This is a genomic window from Pseudomonas rustica (genome assembly GCF_018336155.1).
GTDB lineage: Bacteria > Pseudomonadota > Gammaproteobacteria > Pseudomonadales > Pseudomonadaceae > Aquipseudomonas > Aquipseudomonas rustica.
This window is the reverse complement of the sequence record NZ_JAGYHF010000003.1, coordinates 1-17901: the sequence shown is the minus strand read 5'-3', so window position 1 is coordinate 17901 and position 17901 is coordinate 1. Positions and strand designations below refer to the sequence as shown.

The 17901-nt window shown below is 60.0% G+C and carries 16 protein-coding genes; 6 read left to right on the top strand and 10 right to left on the bottom strand.

Annotated elements, in window-relative coordinates; all coding sequences use genetic code 11:
• Window positions 1-12 precede the first annotated feature (12 nt).
• The 8 genes from KFS80_RS05685 to KFS80_RS05650 all read right to left on the bottom strand — a co-directional run bounded on the left by KFS80_RS05685 (window position 13) and on the right by KFS80_RS05650 (window position 10301).
• Window positions 13-1581, bottom strand: a complete 1569-nt coding sequence (locus tag KFS80_RS05685) for a flagellar hook-associated protein 3 (RefSeq protein ID WP_212544214.1) — start codon at window positions 1579-1581, stop codon at window positions 13-15.
• Between the two features lie 13 nt (window positions 1582-1594).
• Window positions 1595-3640 carry a flagellar hook-associated protein FlgK gene (flgK, locus tag KFS80_RS05680; protein WP_212544213.1) on the bottom strand — a complete coding sequence of 682 codons (2046 nt, stop codon included), beginning with the start codon at window positions 3638-3640 and terminating at the stop codon, window positions 1595-1597.
• Between the two features lie 24 nt (window positions 3641-3664).
• A complete protein-coding gene (gene flgJ / locus KFS80_RS05675) occupies window positions 3665-4963 on the bottom strand; it encodes a flagellar assembly peptidoglycan hydrolase FlgJ (protein WP_212544212.1) in 1299 nt (432 codons plus the stop codon).
• Window positions 4964-4974: 11 nt separating this feature from the next.
• Complete coding sequence (locus KFS80_RS05670) at window positions 4975-6063, bottom strand: flagellar basal body P-ring protein FlgI (RefSeq protein WP_053118300.1); 1089 nt, start codon at window positions 6061-6063, stop codon at window positions 4975-4977.
• 27 nt (window positions 6064-6090) lie between these two features.
• On the bottom strand, window positions 6091-6786 hold the full coding sequence (gene flgH, locus KFS80_RS05665) for a flagellar basal body L-ring protein FlgH (protein ID WP_053118299.1): 696 nt from the start codon (window positions 6784-6786) through the stop codon (window positions 6091-6093).
• A gap of 51 nt (window positions 6787-6837) precedes the next feature.
• Window positions 6838-7623 carry a flagellar basal-body rod protein FlgG gene (gene flgG, locus KFS80_RS05660; protein ID WP_053118298.1) on the bottom strand — a complete coding sequence of 262 codons (786 nt, stop codon included), beginning with the start codon at window positions 7621-7623 and terminating at the stop codon, window positions 6838-6840.
• A 45-nt stretch (window positions 7624-7668) separates the two neighbouring features.
• The gene (locus KFS80_RS05655; RefSeq protein WP_053118297.1) at window positions 7669-8409 is read right to left on the bottom strand and encodes a flagellar basal body rod protein FlgF; all 741 of its coding nucleotides are present in this window, start codon (window positions 8407-8409) and stop codon (window positions 7669-7671) included.
• Between the two features lie 326 nt (window positions 8410-8735).
• Window positions 8736-10301, bottom strand: a complete 1566-nt coding sequence (locus KFS80_RS05650) for a sigma-54-dependent transcriptional regulator (RefSeq protein WP_212544211.1) — start codon at window positions 10299-10301, stop codon at window positions 8736-8738.
• Between the two features lie 409 nt (window positions 10302-10710).
• On the opposite strand from KFS80_RS05650, the gene phhA reads away from it, so the two are divergent.
• The 6 genes from phhA (at window position 10711) to KFS80_RS05625 (ending at window position 15111) form a co-directional block, all read left to right on the top strand.
• Window positions 10711-11502 (top strand): phenylalanine 4-monooxygenase, encoded by a 792-nt coding sequence (phhA, locus tag KFS80_RS05645; RefSeq protein ID WP_053118286.1) that lies wholly within the window; start codon window positions 10711-10713, stop codon window positions 11500-11502.
• Window positions 11503-11571: 69 nt separating this feature from the next.
• Window positions 11572-11928 carry a 4a-hydroxytetrahydrobiopterin dehydratase gene (locus KFS80_RS05640; RefSeq protein WP_016771115.1) on the top strand — a complete coding sequence of 119 codons (357 nt, stop codon included), beginning with the start codon at window positions 11572-11574 and terminating at the stop codon, window positions 11926-11928.
• The gene (locus KFS80_RS05635) at window positions 11928-13121 is read left to right on the top strand and encodes an amino acid aminotransferase (RefSeq protein ID WP_212544210.1); all 1194 of its coding nucleotides are present in this window, start codon (window positions 11928-11930) and stop codon (window positions 13119-13121) included. The genes KFS80_RS05640 and KFS80_RS05635 overlap by 1 nt, the downstream gene beginning before the upstream one ends.
• A 302-nt stretch (window positions 13122-13423) precedes the next feature.
• Window positions 13424-13555 carry a hypothetical protein gene (locus tag KFS80_RS27065; RefSeq protein ID WP_008088845.1) on the top strand — a complete coding sequence of 44 codons (132 nt, stop codon included), beginning with the start codon at window positions 13424-13426 and terminating at the stop codon, window positions 13553-13555.
• A gap of 70 nt (window positions 13556-13625) precedes the next feature.
• Entirely contained in the window at window positions 13626-13808 is a 183-nt protein-coding gene (locus tag KFS80_RS05630) for a hypothetical protein (RefSeq protein ID WP_053118279.1), read from the top strand.
• 115 nt (window positions 13809-13923) lie between these two features.
• Window positions 13924-15111, top strand: a complete 1188-nt coding sequence (locus tag KFS80_RS05625; protein WP_172680087.1) for an MFS transporter — start codon at window positions 13924-13926, stop codon at window positions 15109-15111.
• Here KFS80_RS05625 and arfB read toward each other — a convergent pair.
• Both arfB and KFS80_RS05615 read right to left on the bottom strand, forming a co-directional pair.
• Entirely contained in the window at window positions 15108-15521 is a 414-nt protein-coding gene (gene arfB, locus KFS80_RS05620; protein WP_007920134.1) for an alternative ribosome rescue aminoacyl-tRNA hydrolase ArfB, read from the bottom strand. The genes KFS80_RS05625 and arfB overlap by 4 nt on opposite strands.
• A 231-nt stretch (window positions 15522-15752) precedes the next feature.
• Entirely contained in the window at window positions 15753-17165 is a 1413-nt protein-coding gene (locus KFS80_RS05615; protein WP_159812591.1) for an amino acid permease, read from the bottom strand.
• Window positions 17166-17901: the final 736 nt, after the last annotated feature.

Here is a 17901-nt window from a genome sequence, read left to right as displayed (position 1 = left end):
CGCCCGCCACCATCAGATCTTGTTGAACAGGCCCAGCTGAGAGATTTTGCTGAACGCCAGTTGCGCGGCCTGCAGCATGGTCTGCTGCAAGGTCAGGCGGGTCATGACTTCGGCCGGATCGGAATCGCGGATCGAGCCTTGAGTCGTCGAGTTGGCGGTGCTCAGGCTCTGGTTGGTGATGGTCTGCATATCCAGCGCCTGACCTCGGGCACCGATCGACGTCACGGAAGCGCCAATCTGGTTGGTGGCGGCGTCGATGTTGCCGAGGCCGGACTCCATCGCGCCCTGGAATTTTTGCTTGGCCACTGGATCACCATCGATCGGCGTGTTCAGCGCGGTGACCATCTGACCCAACGTGTCGAGGATGTTCTGGGTCTGGTGGTTGTTCGGCTGGATCGAAAACTGATCGCCCGCCGCGGGCGTGTTGCCCAGTGCAAACGTCACGCCCGCCGCCGTCGCATTGCTGCCCGACACGGTACCCGAGGACACCGGTTTGCTGTCAGCCGTGACCGGCGCTGCGTACAAGTCGAACGCCGTGGCGCTGGTGAACTTGAGAACGGCACCACCCTGCGGGAAGGCAGCGGTGTACGCAGCCTGATCGGTGATGGTCGAACCGGTGATGACCGCTGTCGACGGATTGCCTGGGCTGCGCGTTGTGGTGAACGAGTCCGGCGTCGAGGACAGCTGGAACGTGTGTCCGGCGATCACGGCGTCCGGGTCGGTGTCACCGGTCTTCAAGTTGATGTTCAACTTCAGATCGACGCCACGGAAGCTGACCGTCTGGTTGGCCCCGGAGGTGTTGCTGACCACGCCGTTCTGGCTGGCTTCAGCGGTCACGTCGTTGCCCAGGGCATCGGTAATTTTCAGCTGCGTGCTACTCAGGAAGCTCACGGTGTAGGGCTGACCACCGGTGAACTTGCTGTTGTAAGTGGCGGCAGTGCCGACCGTACCGTTGGACAACACCACACGGCCGTCATCCACTGCCGGAGCCGTCATGTTGGTGCTGGTGCGACCGGTGTTGATGGTCTGCTGGAACGCTTCCCAACCGGTGGTGTTAGTGCTCACGGTCATGCCGTCGCCAATGCCCAGATTGATGGTGGTCTGGTCACCGTTGTAGGTGAAGGTGCCATCGGCATTTTGCGAGTACGGCGCGGTGTCGGTTTTCGAACCGGAGAACAGGTAGTTGCCGTTGGCATCCTTGGAGTTCATCAGGCCCAGCACTTGTTGCTGGATCTGGCCCATTTCTGCCGCGTAGGCCTGGCGATCCTTGTCGGTGGCCGTGCCGTTGTTGGCGGCCAGCGCAAGGTCCTTGGCGCGTTGCAATGCAGTAGTGATGGAATCCAGGGTGGTTTCCTGCACGTTCAACGCACTTTTAGTGCTGTTGATGTTGCCGTTGTACTGATCAAGCAACGCAGCCTGCTGGCCCAGTTGCAGCAAACGACCGGCACCGACCGGATCATCCGACGCGGTGTTGATCCGCTGCAGGCTGCTCGCCTCGCTCGCGGTGGCCACAGCCTTGTTGAAGTTACGCTGATAGTCCGACGCTTGCGTGCCGTAATACTGGGCGGTGGAAATGCGCATGAATTACGACTCCTTAAAGGCTGTTGATCAGCGTGGCGAAAGTTTCCTGCGCAGCTTTGATGATCTGCGAAGACGCTGTGTAGTACTGCTGATATTTGACCAGGTTGCCGGTTTCTTCATCGAGGTTGACCCCGGACAGCGAATCGCGCGCACCTTGCGCGTTATCCAGAATCGCCGTGGTCGCGGCGCTGTCAGACTTGCCTTGGGCAGTCTTGGTGCCGACGTTGGTCACCAGTTTGTTGTAGGCGTCGGTCAGGCTGATGCCCTTGCTCGCCGAACCGGTGTCGACCGTTTGTTTGGTTTGCAGACCGACCAGCGCCTGCGCGTTGCGGTTGTCCGAAGACGCCGCACCGGTGAGGTTCATGGTGAAGGTTTCACCGGACTTCGGCGTGCCGCCGACCGTGGTTTGCACGGTGAAGGTCTTCTGCACGTTCGGCGTGACGGAGGTGTCCATCACCGGATTGCCGTTGGCATCGAGGACGCCGACTTTCAGATTCAGTGTGTTTGACTGGCCAGGCACGATGGTGCCGGTGCCGATGTTCTGACCTTTGGCGTCGACCAGCGTATACGACTGACTGCCGCCGCTGGCGTCACCGAACACCAGTTTCACTGGCGTCGAATTCTTCAGCGCCGCCTGCATGTCAGCCTGGGCAGTCGGGTTGTAAATGTTGATCGTGTCGCTCAGCGTCGGCTGGGTGTAAGTGCCCAGACCGTTGGCGCTGGCGGAACCGGTCAGCGCACCTGCGGCGGCAATTTTCTTCGGATCGCTGAGGACCGTCTGAATGCTCGCGGCGGCATTACGCGTCGGCGTGATCTTGAAGCTGTCACCGGCGTTCAACGCACCACCGTTGAGGGCGAGGCTGAAACCGTCAATCACTGGCGGCGGATTGGTCGTGGTGCTGAACGTACCGAGGTCGGTGCCGTCGGAGCGCTTGACGCTGTAGTCGGTCGCGCTGGTGAACGTCACCTGATAATCACTGGTGGTCAGCTTGCCGGTGTCCTTGATGGTTACGTCAAGGTTGCCCGAACCGCTGCTGTTGCCGGCCTGCGCGATGCTGCGCTGACTGATCAGCGCGGCACTGTTGATGTTGTTGAAAATCGCCGCGCCAAAGTCACCGTTCTTGTCGATGCCTTGCGCTTGCTGGCTGTTGATCTGATCGGCGACTACCAAGGCCACACGGCCCAGTTCGTTGAGCGACGGGTCGAGAACGTCTTTGCGATACGTCAGCAGACCACCGATTTCACCACCGCTGATCACCGAGGTGATGTCGATGGTGCTCGAGCCGCGATCCATCTGAATCGACATGCGCGACGGATCGTCTTTGCTGGCAACCATGCTCAGCGAGTTCGTGGTGTTGCCGATCACCAGCGGCTGGCCGCTGCCGACGTACACGTCAAAACTGGTGCCGCGTTCAACGACCTGAGCGCCGGTCAATTCGGACAGCTGACGCACGGCTTCGTTACGGCTGTCGAGCAGGTCGTTAGGCGCGCCGCCGCTGGTGGAAATCTCACCGATCTTCTGGTTCAGGTTGGCAATCGACGTGGCCAGTTTATTCACCTGAGCAGTCATGTCGCTGAGGCTGCCATTGATGGTGGTGTTCTGGTCATTCAGTTGCTTGGCGAGTGCGTTGAAGCGGCTGCTCAGCGCTTGCGCACCGGTCAATACCGACTGACGCGAGGTGTCGTCGGTGGCCGAGGTCGACACGCCTTGCATCGAGGTAAAAAACTTCTGCAGCACACCGGTCAGACCGGTGTTGGTGTCAGACAGAATCGAGTCCAGCGGCGTGGCCTGGGCCAGGTACGAAGCTGCTTCGCTGTTCAGCGAGGTCGCGGTGTGCAACTGCGATTCGAGGTACGAGTTGTAGACCCGACGCACGTCGGCGAGGGTCGTGCCCGTGCCGATAAAAACAGTGCCGTACTGCTGCGAGGCTTTGGTGCCTTGCACGGTTTGCTGACGTGAGTAACCGGCGGTGTCGACGTTGGCAATGTTGTTGCCTGTCGTAGCCAAAGAGGACTGGCTCGACGCCAGACCCGACATCCCGATATTGAGCAAACTCATGGTTCAGACCTTATACCTTGTGCCTTATAAAGGCGTGGTGGATACACCCGCCGCAGCGTAGTTTTGAAGATTGTTCATCTGCTTGGCAATTTGCGAAATCTTTGTCGCGTAGTTCGGGTCGGTGGCGTAACCGGCCTTCTGCAACTCGCGTACAAACTGTTCTGGGTTATCGGCCGACTTCAGCACATCTTGATAGCGATTATTGCTCTGCAGCAAAGTCACCAGATCGTGGAAGCTGTCCTTGTACGAGGCGTAGGAACGGAACTCGGCCGTCTCCTTGACCATCGCGCCATTGCGGAACTCGCTGGTGATGGCGCGGGCCGAATCGCCCTGCCAGTTGCTGCTCGCCTTGATGCCAAACAGGTTGTGGCTGCTGCTGCCGTCCTGCGCACGCATGACCGATTTGCCCCAACCGGTTTCCAGTGCCGCTTGCGCCACCAGATAACGCGGATCGACGCCGATACGGTCGGCAGCTTCCTTGGCCATCGGCAGCATGGTGTTGACGAATTCATCAGCGGAGCTGAAGGCTTTTTTCGCCGGTGCCAACGGAATCTGCGCCATGGCGCGGCCGTAGACCTGCATCTGCCCGCCGGAGGCTTTTTCGTTCTCGGCGCGGGCCAGCCAGTCGCCGTTGTACAGCGGGCCGGAACCGGTAATGGCGGCAGGCGCGGTCGCTTGCGGCAACGCATTGGATGCGGTGGTCGCGGTCGTGGCCGACGGCACCAAACCGGCGAGCAAACGATCGGTGAGTTTCGGCGGCAACGACAGACGACGCTTGTTGATCATCGCCATGTCATTGCTGTGCGACGTATCGGTGCTCGACACACGCCCGGAACGCGACGCCCACAACGGACGCTCGCCATTGACCCGCGACAACGGGCCGTTGATCGCCGTGGTGCCCGCCGCAATCGGCGTGACCACGCCAGCGGCTTTCGCCCGGGCTTCTTCCTGCTTGGCGGCGGACGCGGCCGCAGCCTCACCCGGCGCCATCGGTTTGTTCTTCTGCATCTGACGCAACAGCACGTCCGCCAGGCCGATACCTCCGCCCTCGCGGGACATGGACACCGCCAGTTGCTGGTCGGACATTTCTTGATATTGCTTGGCCGCCGGGGTGTTCAGCGGATTGTCCTGACCGAGGGTGTCGGTGGCCGAACGCATCGACTTGAGCATTTCGCCGATGAACAACGACTCGAATTCCTGAGCAACTTTGCGCATGTTGCCGTCGCTGTCCTTGTCGCCAACCTTGAGCTGATTCAGACGATTGAGGTCGGAGTACGAACCCGAATCGGCGTTGCTGACCAGACTGCCTTTGCGCATATCCATGATGGTCGGCCTCAGATCACGATCAGGTCGGCTTGCAACGCGCCGGCCTGCTTCAGTGCTTCGAGGATCGCCATCAAGTCACCCGGCGCCGCGCCGACCTGGTTCACCGCACGCACGATCTCGTCGAGGGTGGTGCCCGGGCCGAATTTGAACATCGGTTTGGCCTCTTGCTCAGCGTTCACCCGCGAGCGTGGCACCACAGCGGTCTGGCCGTTGGACAACGGGCCTGGCTGGCTGACGATCGGGTCTTCGGTGATGGTCACGGTCAGGCTGCCGTGGGTCACGGCGGCTGGCGAGACTTTGACGTTCTGGCCGATGACAATGGTGCCGGTGCGCGAATTGATGATGACTTTCGCCACCGCCTGACCCGGATCGACTTCAAGGTTTTCGAGGATCGACAGGTAGTCGACGCGCTGGCTCGGATCAAGCGGTGCAGTGACGCGTACCGAGCCGCCGTCGATGGCTTGCGCCACGCCAGGGCCGAGCATGTCGTTGATCTTGTCGACGATACGTTTGGCGGTGGTGAAGTCGGAACGGTTGAGGTTCAAGGTCAGGCTGTTGCCTTGGTTGAAACCACTCGGTACCGAACGCTCAACCGATGCACCGCCGGGGATGCGACCGGCCGACGGAACGTTGACGGTGATCTTCGAACCGTCACGGCCTTCGGCATCAAAACCGCCAACGACCAGGTTGCCCTGAGCGATGGCGTAAACGTTGCCGTCGATACCCTTGAGCGGGGTCAGCAACAGTGTGCCGCCGCGCAGGCTCTTGGAGTTACCGATCGAGGACACGGTGATGTCGACCTGCTGACCCGGTTTGGCGAACGCCGGCAGATCGGCACTCACCGACACCGCCGCGACGTTCTTCAACTGCACGTTGCCCGAACCCGGCGGCACTTTGATGCCGAACTGCGAGAGCATGTTGTTGAAGGTCTGCAGGGTGAACGGGGTCTGCGTCGTCTGGTCACCGGTGCCGTTAAGCCCGACCACCAGGCCGTAGCCGATCAACTGGTTGGAACGCACGCCAGAAATGCTGGCGATGTCTTTCAACCGTTCGGCGTGTGCAGTGAAAGCCGCAGACATCAACAGCGCGGCCACCATAAGGCTTTTCAGATTCAACGTAGCCACCTAGAAAGGGAACAGCGGGCTGAGGAAGAAACGGTCGAACCAGCCTGGCTGACTCGCATCGGCAAATGAGCCTGTGCCCGAGTAGGTGATGCGTGCATCGGCGACGCGGGTCGACGACACGGTGTTGTCGGTGGCGATGTCATCAGCACGCACCAGACCTGCAATGCGCACCAGCTCATCGCCGGTGTTCAGCGTCATCCACTTCTCGCCGCGCACGGCGATGATGCCGTTGGGCAGCACGTCCGCCACGGTCACGGTGACGGAGCCGGTCAGGGTGTTGCCCTGCGCAGCCTTGCTGTCGCCCTTGGTCGCGCGGTCGCCGCTGTAGCCAACGTCCAGACTCAAATCGTTACCGCCCAACGGGTTGTTGGTCACGCCGCTACCGCCGAACAGCGAGGTCAGGCCGATGCCGGTCTTGCTGTTCTTGGCCACTTGCGAGTTGGCGTTTTTGCTCGCCTGGGTTTTCTCGTTGAGGGTGATGGTGATGATGTCACCGACCCGAAACGCCTTGCGGTCGCTGTACAGGTTCTGTTCGAAACCGGCCTGATAGATCGAGCCATTGTTGGCCGCCGCCGGCAACGGCGTACGCGGCAACACCGGAGCGTAATAAGGGTCATTGGGCTTGGGCGTCGGTGCGACACAGCCCGCGAGCGAGACGACCCCACCCAATGCCAAAACAGATACGAAGCGTTTCATGACCCTACCTCACGGTGTTGCAGGCAGCCTCATGGCCGCCTCATAGACTGATTACAGATTCTGCGTTACGAACGAGAGCATCTGGTCGGCGGTGGAGATCACCTTGGAGTTCATCTCGTAAGCGCGCTGAGTGGTGATCATGTTGACCATCTCTTCAACGGTGCTGACGTTGGAACCTTCCAGGGTGTTCTGCAGCGTGGTGCCGAAACCGTTGAGGCCCGGGGTGCCGATTTGCGGCGCGCCGGAAGCAGCGGTTTCCAGGAACAGGTTGTTGCCCACCGCTTGCAGACCGGCCGGGTTGATGAAGTCGGCGGTTTGCAGGTTGCCGATCACCTGAGCGGCCGGGTTACCCGGAACGGTGATCGACACGGTGCCGTCAACGCCGACGGTGAAGCTCTGCGCGTTGTTCGGGATAACGATGGCTGGCTCCAGAGCGAAACCGCTGGCGTTGACGATCTGGCCATTGGAGTCGAGGTGGAAGGTACCGTCACGGGTGTAAGACGTGGTGCCGTCCGGCTGCAGAATCTGGAAGAAACCGCGGCCGTCGATGGCCATGTCCAGCGGCTGCTCGGTGGTTTGCAGGCTGCCGGCAGTGAAGTTTTTCTGCGTGCCGACGATGCGCACACCGGTACCCAATTGCAGACCCGACGGCAGTTCGCTGTCCTGAGTCGACTGGGCGCCTGGCTGACGCTTGATCTGATAGAGCAAGTCCTGGAACTCGGCGCGGTCACGTTTGAAACCCGTGGTCGACACGTTCGCCAGGTTGTTGGAGATGGTGGTCAGGTTGGTGTCCTGGGCGGACAGACCGGTTTTGGCAACCCATAGAGCCGGAAGCATTCAATTCTCCTCGTGCGCCTGTTTTACGGCGCGACGTTCTGATAATTAGCTGATCTGCAAGACCCGAGCCATGGCCTGGTCGTCGTCTTTGGCGGTGTTCATCATCTTGACGTGCAACTCGAACTGCTTGGCCAGGGCCAGCACCGAGGTCATCTCTTCGACGGCGTTGACGTTGCTCGACTCCAGGAAACCCGAGACCAGTTTGACGTTGGCATCGGCCGGCGCAGGCTGACCGTCCTTGGTGTAAATCGAACCGTCGAGGCCCTTGTTCATGTTCTTGATGTCCGGATTGACCAGTTTGATCCGGTCGACTTCCGCCATGACGCGCGGGCCTTCGCCCATCGCACGAATACTGATGGTGCCGTCTTCACCGACCTCGACTTGCTGCTCGGGCGGCACGGCAATCGGCCCGCCATTGCCCATCACCGCCATGCCGTTGCCGGCACGCAATACGCCGAGGGCATCGATGTTGAGGCTGCCGGTGCGCACGTAGCTTTCGCCACCGTTCGGGTTCTGCACGGCGATGAAACCGTTGCCGGTCACGGCGACGTCGAGGTCGCGACCGGTCTCGACCAGCGAGCCCGGCGAGAAGTCAGTGGCCGGACGTTCGCTCATGGCAAACGCACGCGCCGGAAAGCTGTCACCAAACACCGGCATCGAACGGGCCTGTTCCAGGTCCTTCTGAAAACCGTTGGTGGAGATGTTCGCCAGGTTGTTGGCATGCGCCTTTTGCGCCAGCGCGTTCTGGCTGGCACCGGTCATTGCCACATAAAGGTACTTGTCCACACTCTTTCCTCTGCATGCCGGACGTTTGCCGCCCACTGCTGTACTGCTGAGCCATAAGCAATTTGCAGACCAACTTTTTTCTGGCGGCACGCGGCCCGGTAAACAAAGGACTTGGGGGAGATTTAGAGGATTGGGGAAATGTATCGAAGTCGAAAAACCGGCGGTGTTATGCCGCTTGGCGGCAACAGATCAAAAGATCGCAGCGTGCCGCAGCTCCTACATGATCGTTCCCTCGCTCCGCGTGGGAATGCCTCAATGGACGCTCTGCGTCCGCTTTGGGACGCGGAGCGTCCCGGGTTGCATTCCCACGCAGAGCGTGGGAACGATCATGCGCTGCCCGAGTCTTTGCCGACTTCGTATTCGCGCAATTTGTTGGCAATCGTCGTGTGCGAAACCCCAAGTCGCTTACCCAACTGCCGACTGCTCGGGTGCTCTGAATACAGCCGCTCCAGCACCGCTTTTTCAAAGCGCCCAACAATCTCGTCCAGCCCGCCCTCCAGCGAGAAATCGCCAAGCGGCTGACGCACGCCGTAATCCGGCAGGCGAATATGCTCAGCCTTCACCGTCCCGCCATCACACAACGAAACCGCCTGAAACAACACGTTCTCCAGTTGCCGCACATTGCCCGGCCAATGGTAATGACTGAGCCGATCCATCGCCGCCGGCGCCAGTTTCGGCAACGGGCAACCGATCTGCCGACTGGCCTGATCGAGGAAGTGTTCAACCAGCGGCGTCAACCCATCAAGGCATTCGCGCAACGGCGGAATGTGCAGCGAGAGCACGTTCAAGCGGTGATACAAATCCTGACGAAATTCGCCGCGCGCGCACAATTCAGACAGGTCGACCTGCGTCGCGCAGATCACCCGCACATCCAGATAAACCTCTTCATCACTGCCGACCCGGCGGAAGCAACCATCCTGGAGAAAGCGCAGCAGCTTCACTTGAAGGCGCGGGCTCATTTCGCCAACGCCGTCGAGAAACAGCGTGCCGCCGGCGGTCAATTCCAGCAGGCCAAGTTTGCCTTCCGCACGCGCACCTTCGAACGCACCGGGGCCGTAACCGAACAACTCGGTCTCGGCCATCGACTCCGGCAGCCCCGCACAGTTGAGCGCCATCAGCGGCGATTGCCCGCGCGGACTGGCGAGGTGACAGGCGCGCGCCAGCAATTCCTTGCCGGTGCCGGTTTCGCCTTCAATCAATAGCGGTGCGTCGAGCGGTGCCATTCGCCGCGCTTCACGCACCACGGCGGCCATGACTTTCGAGCTCTGGAAGATACTGTCGAAGCCACGCAGTTCTTGTTTGCGCACGTTGTAAATGCGTTCGCCGACACGGTCGGCGCGGTGCAACGTGAGTACCGCGCCAGCCATGGCTTCGCTGTCGTCGTGTTCGGATTGCAGCGGCGCGATGTCGGCGAGAAACACGTCGCCCTTGACCTTCACGCGCATGCCGTTGATCCGCGATTTGTTGGCGCGCACCAGTTCCGGCAAATCGAAATCTTCGGCGTAGCGCGACAGCGGAATCCCCGGTACTTCATCGACGCGCACACCGAGCAACTGCGCCGCCGCGCGGTTGGCCGCGACAATCGAACCGCCCATGTCGATCGACAGCACTGGAAACTCCAGCGCGCCGAGCAACGCGTTCAATTCCATGTGCCGCCGTTCGCTTGGCATCAGCCCGACGCGCTTGACGCCGAACACCCCGGCAATCGCCTCGAATTTCGGGCGCAGGGCCTGGAACTGGATGTTGATCAGGTTCGGGCAGTGCAAGTAGATCGCGTTGCCATGCTCACCACCGACCTCGCCCCGCGCGACGTTGATCCCGTAGGCCACAAGCAGGTTGAGGATGTCGCGCAGAATGCCGATGCGGTTCTGGCAGTGGACTTTGATACGCATATAAAAGACCCGACGATAAAAGAGTAAGTGCCGGGCACGACCCCTGTGGGAGCGGGCTTGCTCGCGAAAGCGGAGTGTCAGTCGACAAATAGCCTGCCTGATCCACCGCCTTCGCGAGCAAGCCCGCTCCCACAGGGGAAAGTGCCGGGCCCAGTTGCGGCGCACGGCAGAATTTTCTGCCGAGGTGCGCAAACAGTTGTCAAGATTATGTGACAGTCGCCGACCTTTTCAAACCGGCGAATCGCCGTAAATGCGCGATAACGCCTAAACCGTAACGATAACTTTACGAAATCCACGGAAATTTCCTACGCGATCGCGATCCAACCTACTGCACACAGCCTCTCTCTCAGGTATTTCTGAGTCCATCGCTGGACATAACAAGAACGAATTCCCCTAGCAGGAGAGCAGTATGAAGCAGACGCAATACGTGGCCCGCGAGCCCGATGCGCAAGGTTTTATCGACTACCCCGCCGAAGAACACGCGGTGTGGAACACGCTGATCACTCGCCAGTTGAAAGTGATCGAAGGGCGTGCCTGCCAGGAGTACCTGGACGGTATCGAGAAACTCGGTCTGCCCCACGACCGCATTCCGCAACTCGGCGAGATCAACAAGGTACTCGGCGAGACCACCGGCTGGCAGGTCGCGCGCGTGCCGGCGCTGATCCCCTTCCAGACCTTCTTTGAATTGCTCGCCAGCAAGCAGTTTCCCGTCGCGACTTTTATCCGCACCCGCGAAGAACTCGACTACCTGCAAGAGCCGGACATTTTCCACGAGATTTTTGGCCACTGCCCGCTGCTGACCAACCCGTATTTCGCCGAATTCACCCACACCTACGGCAAACTCGGCCTGCAAGCGACCAAGGAAGAGCGCGTGTATCTGGCGCGTCTGTACTGGATGACCATCGAGTTCGGCTTGGTCGATACCCCGCAAGGCAAACGCATCTACGGCGGCGGCATTCTGTCTTCGCCAAAAGAAACCGTTTATTCGCTGTCGGACGAGCCTGAGCATCAAGTCTTCGACCCGCTCGAAGCGATGCGCACGCCGTACCGCATCGACATCCTGCAACCGCTGTACTTCGTCCTGCCGAACCTCAAGCGCCTGTTCGACGTGGCCCATGAAGACATCATGGCCATGGTCAAACAAGGCATGCAGCTGGGTCTGCACGCGCCAAAATTTCCGCCAAAGCCGAAAGCGGCCTGAGCAGAACCCGCTCGCGACTTGCGTGCAAAGATAGTAATTTCCAACAAGAATCGAATTCAGGAACCGACCATGTCCACATTGAACCAAGCCCACTGCGAAGCCTGCCGCGCCGATGCGCCACAAGTCAGCGACGAAGAACTGCCGATCCTGATCAAGCAGATCCCTGACTGGAACATCGAAGTTCGCGACGGCATCATGCAGCTGGAAAAAGTTTTCCTGTTCAAGAACTTCAAGCACGCGCTGGCGTTCACCAACGCTGTTGGCGAGATCTCCGAGGCCGAAGGTCACCACCCGGGTCTGCTGACCGAGTGGGGCAAAGTCACCGTGACCTGGTGGAGCCACTCGATCAAAGGCCTGCACCGCAACGACTTCATCATGGCCGCGCGCACTGACGAAGTGGCCAAGACTGCAGAAGGACGCAAGTAATGCACTTTGACGCCATCGGCCGGGTACCCGGCGACCCGATCCTCGGCTTGATGGAGGCGTATGCGCAGGACACCAACCCGCGCAAATTCGATTTGGGCGTTGGCGTCTACAAGGATGCCCAGGGCCTGACGCCGATCCCGGAAGCGGTGAAAATCGCCGAAGCGCGACTGGTCGAAAGCCAGGACACCAAGACCTACATCGGTGGCCACGGCAACCCGCTGTTCGGCAAAGTCATCAACGAGTTGGTGCTTGGCGCTGACTCGAAACTGATCGCCGAACAACGTGCCGGCGCCACCCAGACGCCGGGCGGTACTGGTGCGCTGCGTCTGGCCGCTGACTTCATCGCCCAGTGCCTGCCAGGCAAAGGCGTGTGGTTGAGCAACCCGACCTGGCCGATTCACGAAACCATTTTCGCGGCGGCCGGGGTCAAGGTCAGTCACTACCCATACGTGGGCAGCGACAACCGCCTCGACGTCGAAGCCATGCTCGCCGTGCTCAATGAAGTGCCGAAAGGTGATGTGGTGCTGCTGCACGCGTGCTGCCACAACCCGACCGGTTTCGACTTGAACCACGACGACTGGCAGCGCGTGCTTGATGTGGTGCGCAGCCGCAATCTGCTGCCGCTGATCGACTTTGCCTACCAGGGTTTTGGCGACGGTCTGGAACAGGATGCGTGGTCGACACGGTTGTTCGCCGCTGAACTGCCGGAGTTGCTGATCACCAGTTCCTGCTCGAAGAACTTCGGCTTGTATCGCGATCGCACCGGCGCGCTGATTGTCTGCGCGAAAAGCGCTGACAAGCTCATCGACATCCGCAGCCAATTGGCCAATATCGCCCGTAACTTGTGGTCGACGCCGCCGGATCACGGTGCTGCTGTTGTTGCGACGATCCTCGCTGATCCAGAGCTGAAAGCGCGCTGGGCTGATGAAGTGGAAGCCATGCGTTTGCGTATTGCGCAGCTGCGTAGCGGATTGGTTGAAGCGCTGGAACCGCACGGTCTGCGCGAACGTTTTGCGCACATTGGCGTGCAGCGCGGCATGTTTTCTTACACCGGGCTGTCGCCGGAGCAAGTGAAACAACTGCGCGAGCATCACAGCGTGTACATGGTCAGCTCAGGCCGCGCGAACGTCGCCGGCATCGACGCCACGCGCCTCGCGCTACTGGCCGAAGCGATCGCCAGCGTCTGCAAATAATACCGCAATCCCCTGTAGGAGCTGCCGCAGGCTGCGATCTTTTGATCGTTCCCACGCTCCGCGTGGGAATGCAGCCCGGGACGCTCTGCGTCCCAACAGCGAACGCAGAGCGTCCATTGAGGCGTTCCCACGCAGAGCTTGGGGACGATCTATCACCACAGTTTGTGCCCTCCCCTGCGGCCATCTGTCGCATTATTTTCAATTAAAAGTCTGATTGTCATTTTTCCTGCTGTATCCTGCGCAGGCTTTGTAAAAGCGCGGATCTACCAGATCTATCAACAGACTTAGCGAGGAGCGCAACCATGCACGAGATTCCTAATCTCCCCTTCCCAAGCCTGCACGTACCTGAGCAGACGACCACGCAACAAGCCGGCGCCCAACAGCCCGAGCCGAAAGAAGCCGTTGAGAGCCGTCCGGCCGACAACGAAGAGTAAGACCCGTCGTACAGACCGTGTGGAAAGCGCTAACATGCGCTTTCCACACTGCCTGAACCCCGAGCCCGCCATGACTGACGAATTCTCTGAAAGCCAAGCTGCCGTACTGATCGGCGCCACCGAGAAGATGATCGATATCTGGAACCGACTCTCGCCCGAGAAACAGGCCGCCCTGCTCGCCCGTTTCGGCACTGAAGAAAACGCCCTCGCCGCACTCGTCACCACGCAACTGGTTGCGCCGGCCAAGCCGTGAATCTGCCATCCGGCAAATAGTTTTACTTTTCCCCGCCCCAGATTCCTCCACGCCGGTATCATAAGCAGCCTATCTAATCTGCCGCTCCCGTGGATCTTTACCCATGTCGTCCTCTATGTCCGAGCCCCAGCGCCCCCTGGCGGTTACGCTGCAAGTCGTTTCCATCGTCCTGTTCACCTTTATCGGTTACCTCAACATCGGCATCCCGCTGGCCGTGCTGCCGGGTTACGTCCACAGCGATCTCGGTTTCGGCGCAGTAATCGCCGGGCTGGTGATCAGCGTGCAATACCTCGCCACCCTGCTCAGCCGTCCGTACGCGGGCAAGATCATCGACAACAAGGGCAGCAAACGAGCGGTGATGATTGGCCTGGCCGGTTGTGGCTTGAGCGGCGTGTTCATGCTGATTTCGGCGTGGACACCGAACATGCCGATGCTCAGTTTGATCAGCTTGTTGATCGGTCGACTGGTGCTGGGCAGCGCTGAAAGCCTGGTTGGCTCGGGTTCAATTGGCTGGGGCATCGGCCGCGTGGGTGCGGCCAACACCGCCAAGGTTATTTCCTGGAACGGCATCGCCAGTTATGGCGCACTGGCGATCGGCGCACCGTTCGGCGTGTGGCTGGTTGGGGAGCTAGGGCTGTGGAGCATGGGCGTCAGCATCATCTTGCTGGCCATTCTCGGCTTGGCGCTGGCATGGCCGAAAACCGCCGCACCGATAGTCGCCGGCGAACGCCTGCCGTTCATGCATGTGCTCGGTAAAGTATTTCCCCACGGCTGCGGCCTGGCGCTGGGCTCGATCGGATTCGGCACCATCGCCACCTTCATCACCTTGTACTACGCGACTCAGCACTGGGAAAACGCCGTGCTGTGCCTGAGCCTGTTCGGCGCCAGCTTCATCGGTGCGCGATTGCTGTTCGGCAACCTGATCAACCGCCTCGGCGGCTTCCGCGTGGCGATTGCCTGCCTCTCGGTGGAAACACTGGGCTTGCTGTTGTTGTGGCTGGCGCCGGACGCACACTGGGCACTGGCCGGTGCGGCGTTGAGCGGTTTCGGCTTCTCGCTGGTATTCCCGGCGCTGGGCGTGGAAGCGGTGAATCTGGTGCCAGCGTCCAGCCGTGGCGCGGCGGTCGGGGCTTATTCGCTGTTCATTGACTTGTCGCTGGGGATCACCGGGCCACTGGCCGGGGCGATTGCGGCGGGATTCGGGTTTGCCTCGATCTTCCTGTTCGCTGCTCTCGCCGCGTTGAGCGGTTTGGCGCTAAGCGTCTATCTGTACAAGCACACGGCCAAGTACCGCGAAGACTAGAAGTCGACCTTGCCACGCCCGGCCTTGATGCTGCCGCGTTTGGTTTTCGATTCGAGCCGACGCTTCTTCGAACCGAGGGTCGGCTTGGTCGGGCGGCGTTTCTTTTCGACTTTGGTGGCGCTGAGGATCAGTTCGACCAGCCGTTCCAGTGCATCGGCGCGGTTGGCTTCCTGCGTGCGGTATTGCTGCGCTTTGATGATCAACACGCCATCGCTGGTGATGCGACTGTCGCGCAGCGCTAGCAGCCGTTCCTTGTAGAACTCGGGCAAGGACGAGGCCGGGATGTCGAAGCGCAGGTGCATGGCGCTGGAGACCTTGTTGACGTTCTGCCCACCCGCGCCTTGCGCGCGGATGGCGGTCAATTCGATCTCGGCATCCGGCAGATGCACATTGTTGGAAATCACCAGCATGGAAAAGCGTCCGTATTCAGAGCGTGCAGGATACCTTGATTCAGACCTCCAGCCTGTTGGAGATCAAAACTGTGGGAGCGGGCTTGCTCGCGAATGCGGTTTGTCAGCCAACAATTCTTTATCTGACACACCGCATTCGCGAGCAAGCCCGCTCCCACAAGGGGGTTTGTGTGAATCCTGAAAATGACAAACCCGGCACTGTGGCCGGGTTTGTTGTTTCTGCTCGCGCGCTTACTTCGCGGTCGCAGGCACCGCAGCTTGAGCACTGCGCTTGTTTTTGATCACGTAGCAAACCCACATGAACACGACCCACACCGGAATCGCGTACACCGAGATCTGAATCCCCGGGATCAGCAGCATCACGCCAAGGATGAACACCACGAACGCCAGGCAGACATAGTTGCCGTACGGGTACCACAGCGCTTTGAACAGCGGCGTCTGCTTCGTCTTGTTCATGTGCTGACGGAACTTGAAGTGCGAGAAGCTGATCATCGCCCAGTTGATCACCAACGTCGCAACCACCAGCGACATCAGCAGTTCCAGCGCGCTGTGCGGGATCAGGTAGTTCAGCAACACGGCAATCACGGTCACCGCAGCCGAGGCCAGAATCGAACGCACCGGCACACCACGCTTGTCGATCTTCGCCAGGCCTTTCGGCGCATCGCCCTGCTCGGCCATGCCCAGCAACATGCGGCTGTTGCAGTAAGTGCCGCTGTTGTACACCGACAACGCCGCGGTCAGTACCACGAAGTTGAGGATGTGCGCAGCGGTGCTGCTGCCGAGCATCGAGAACACTTGCACGAACGGGCTGCCGCTGTAGGAATCGCCGGACGCGTTAAGGGTTTCCAGCAGGCTGTCCCACGGGGTCAGCGACAGCAGGATGACCAGCGCGCCGATGTAGAAAATCAGGATGCGGTAGATGACCTGATTGATCGCTTTCGGGATCACGGTTTTCGGCTTGTCGGCTTCCGCTGCGGTGAAACCGAGCATTTCCAGACCGCCGAAGGAGAACATGATGATCGCCATGGCCATCACCAGACCGCTGACGCCGTTCGGGAAGAACCCGCCGTGCGACCACAGGTTGGTGACCGACGCTTGCGGGCCGCCGTTGCCGCTGACCAGCAGGTAGCTGCCGAGCGCAATCATGCCGACGATCGCCACAACCTTGATGATCGCGAACCAGAATTCGGCTTCACCGAAGACTTTGACGTTGGCCAGGTTGATCGCGTTGATCAGCACGAAGAAGGCTGCCGCAGAGGCCCAGGTCGGAATGTCCGGCGCCCAGTAGTGGATGTACTTGCCGACCGCCGTCAGCTCCGACATGCCCACCAGAATGTACAAAATCCAGCAGTTCCAGCCCGACAGGAAACCGGCAAAGCCGCCCCAGTACTTGTGCGCAAAGTGGCTGAAGGAACCGGCCACCGGCTCTTCAACAATCATCTCGCCCAACTGGCGCATGATCATGAAGGCGATGAAGCCGCAGATGGCGTAGCCGAGGATCATCGACGGGCCGGCGGATTTCAGTACCCCGGCCGAGCCGAGGAACAATCCGGTACCGATCGCGCCACCGAGGGCGATCAGTTGAATGTGGCGATTTTTCAGGCCGCGTTTCAGCTCGCCTGATTGCGAGGGTTGTCCACTCATGAAAAAGGTCTCACGCAAGGTTTGATGATGTTCAGTAGACGTTGCTGCAAGGTTGCGATTTCAAGCAGCCCCGATCAAACCCCAGCGCAGGCACCAGGAGTTCAGCTCAATTACAACGGTCATGCGTCACCTGTTTGTTTTTATCTGTGACGAAATCGAACCCGAAACGCTTGTGGCGCGACGGAGTGAACAAGGCGGGTAGCCTTGAGTTTTGCGCGATTACGCAGAGGGTCACAGTTAAAACGCGGCGCATTGTACACCGCTAACCCCCTGCTGCCAGACCCCGCTGGATCAGCGTGTCGGTTGCCGGGATTGCGTGTGTCCGTTTCGAGAGGCTCGAACGGCTGCAAAATTTGAGTCAGGCCTTTGCAGGCCATCGACGTGGACGAGGAAAAAACCGTCCCACGGAGAGAAGTGGAAATCAGTCACGGCGTTCATTGCGCCTCCTTGTTGTTATGCACCTGCACGGCAGGCATGGGGCGCATCTCACCCTGCAAACGTCGCTGAAACAAGCGGCCCAGAGCCTTACGTCGGGCTCGGCCCATTGGGCTTCGGAAGCTTTTCCTTACACCCAGACGGGAACCTGCCATTCACGGGGATTTAGCGGATTTTTCGTAAATATTTCTTTACGAGTCGTAACGCAGAGTTTCCATTTCAGAATTTTCTGTAGGACGTCTGCTGGTTAACGGTCATCGGTGTTTTAGCCAGGAATTAATTTGTTGAGACCACTGGCCCA

Coding starts and splice junctions, on each gene's coding strand:
- KFS80_RS05615 (WP_159812591.1), bottom strand. CDS start 17,165: ATGAGTGGACAACCCTCGCAATCAGGCGAGCTGAAACGCGGCCTGAAA.
- KFS80_RS05685 (WP_212544214.1), bottom strand. CDS start 1,581: ATGCGCATTTCCACCGCCCAGTATTACGGCACGCAAGCGTCGGACTAT.
- flgK (WP_212544213.1), bottom strand. CDS start 3,640: ATGAGTTTGCTCAATATCGGGATGTCGGGTCTGGCGTCGAGCCAGTCC.
- flgG (WP_053118298.1), bottom strand. CDS start 7,623: ATGCTTCCGGCTCTATGGGTTGCCAAAACCGGTCTGTCCGCCCAGGAC.
- KFS80_RS05630 (WP_053118279.1), top strand. CDS start 13,626: ATGACTGACGAATTCTCTGAAAGCCAAGCTGCCGTACTGATCGGCGCC.
- KFS80_RS27065 (WP_008088845.1), top strand. CDS start 13,424: ATGCACGAGATTCCTAATCTCCCCTTCCCAAGCCTGCACGTACCTGAG.
- KFS80_RS05640 (WP_016771115.1), top strand. CDS start 11,572: ATGTCCACATTGAACCAAGCCCACTGCGAAGCCTGCCGCGCCGATGCG.
- KFS80_RS05670 (WP_053118300.1), bottom strand. CDS start 6,063: ATGGTGGCCGCGCTGTTGATGTCTGCGGCTTTCACTGCACACGCCGAA.
- flgJ (WP_212544212.1), bottom strand. CDS start 4,963: ATGGATATGCGCAAAGGCAGTCTGGTCAGCAACGCCGATTCGGGTTCG.
- phhA (WP_053118286.1), top strand. CDS start 10,711: ATGAAGCAGACGCAATACGTGGCCCGCGAGCCCGATGCGCAAGGTTTT.
- arfB (WP_007920134.1), bottom strand. CDS start 15,521: ATGCTGGTGATTTCCAACAATGTGCATCTGCCGGATGCCGAGATCGAA.
- KFS80_RS05635 (WP_212544210.1), top strand. CDS start 11,928: ATGCACTTTGACGCCATCGGCCGGGTACCCGGCGACCCGATCCTCGGC.
- KFS80_RS05650 (WP_212544211.1), bottom strand. CDS start 10,301: ATGCGTATCAAAGTCCACTGCCAGAACCGCATCGGCATTCTGCGCGAC.
- flgH (WP_053118299.1), bottom strand. CDS start 6,786: ATGAAACGCTTCGTATCTGTTTTGGCATTGGGTGGGGTCGTCTCGCTC.
- KFS80_RS05625 (WP_172680087.1), top strand. CDS start 13,924: ATGTCCGAGCCCCAGCGCCCCCTGGCGGTTACGCTGCAAGTCGTTTCC.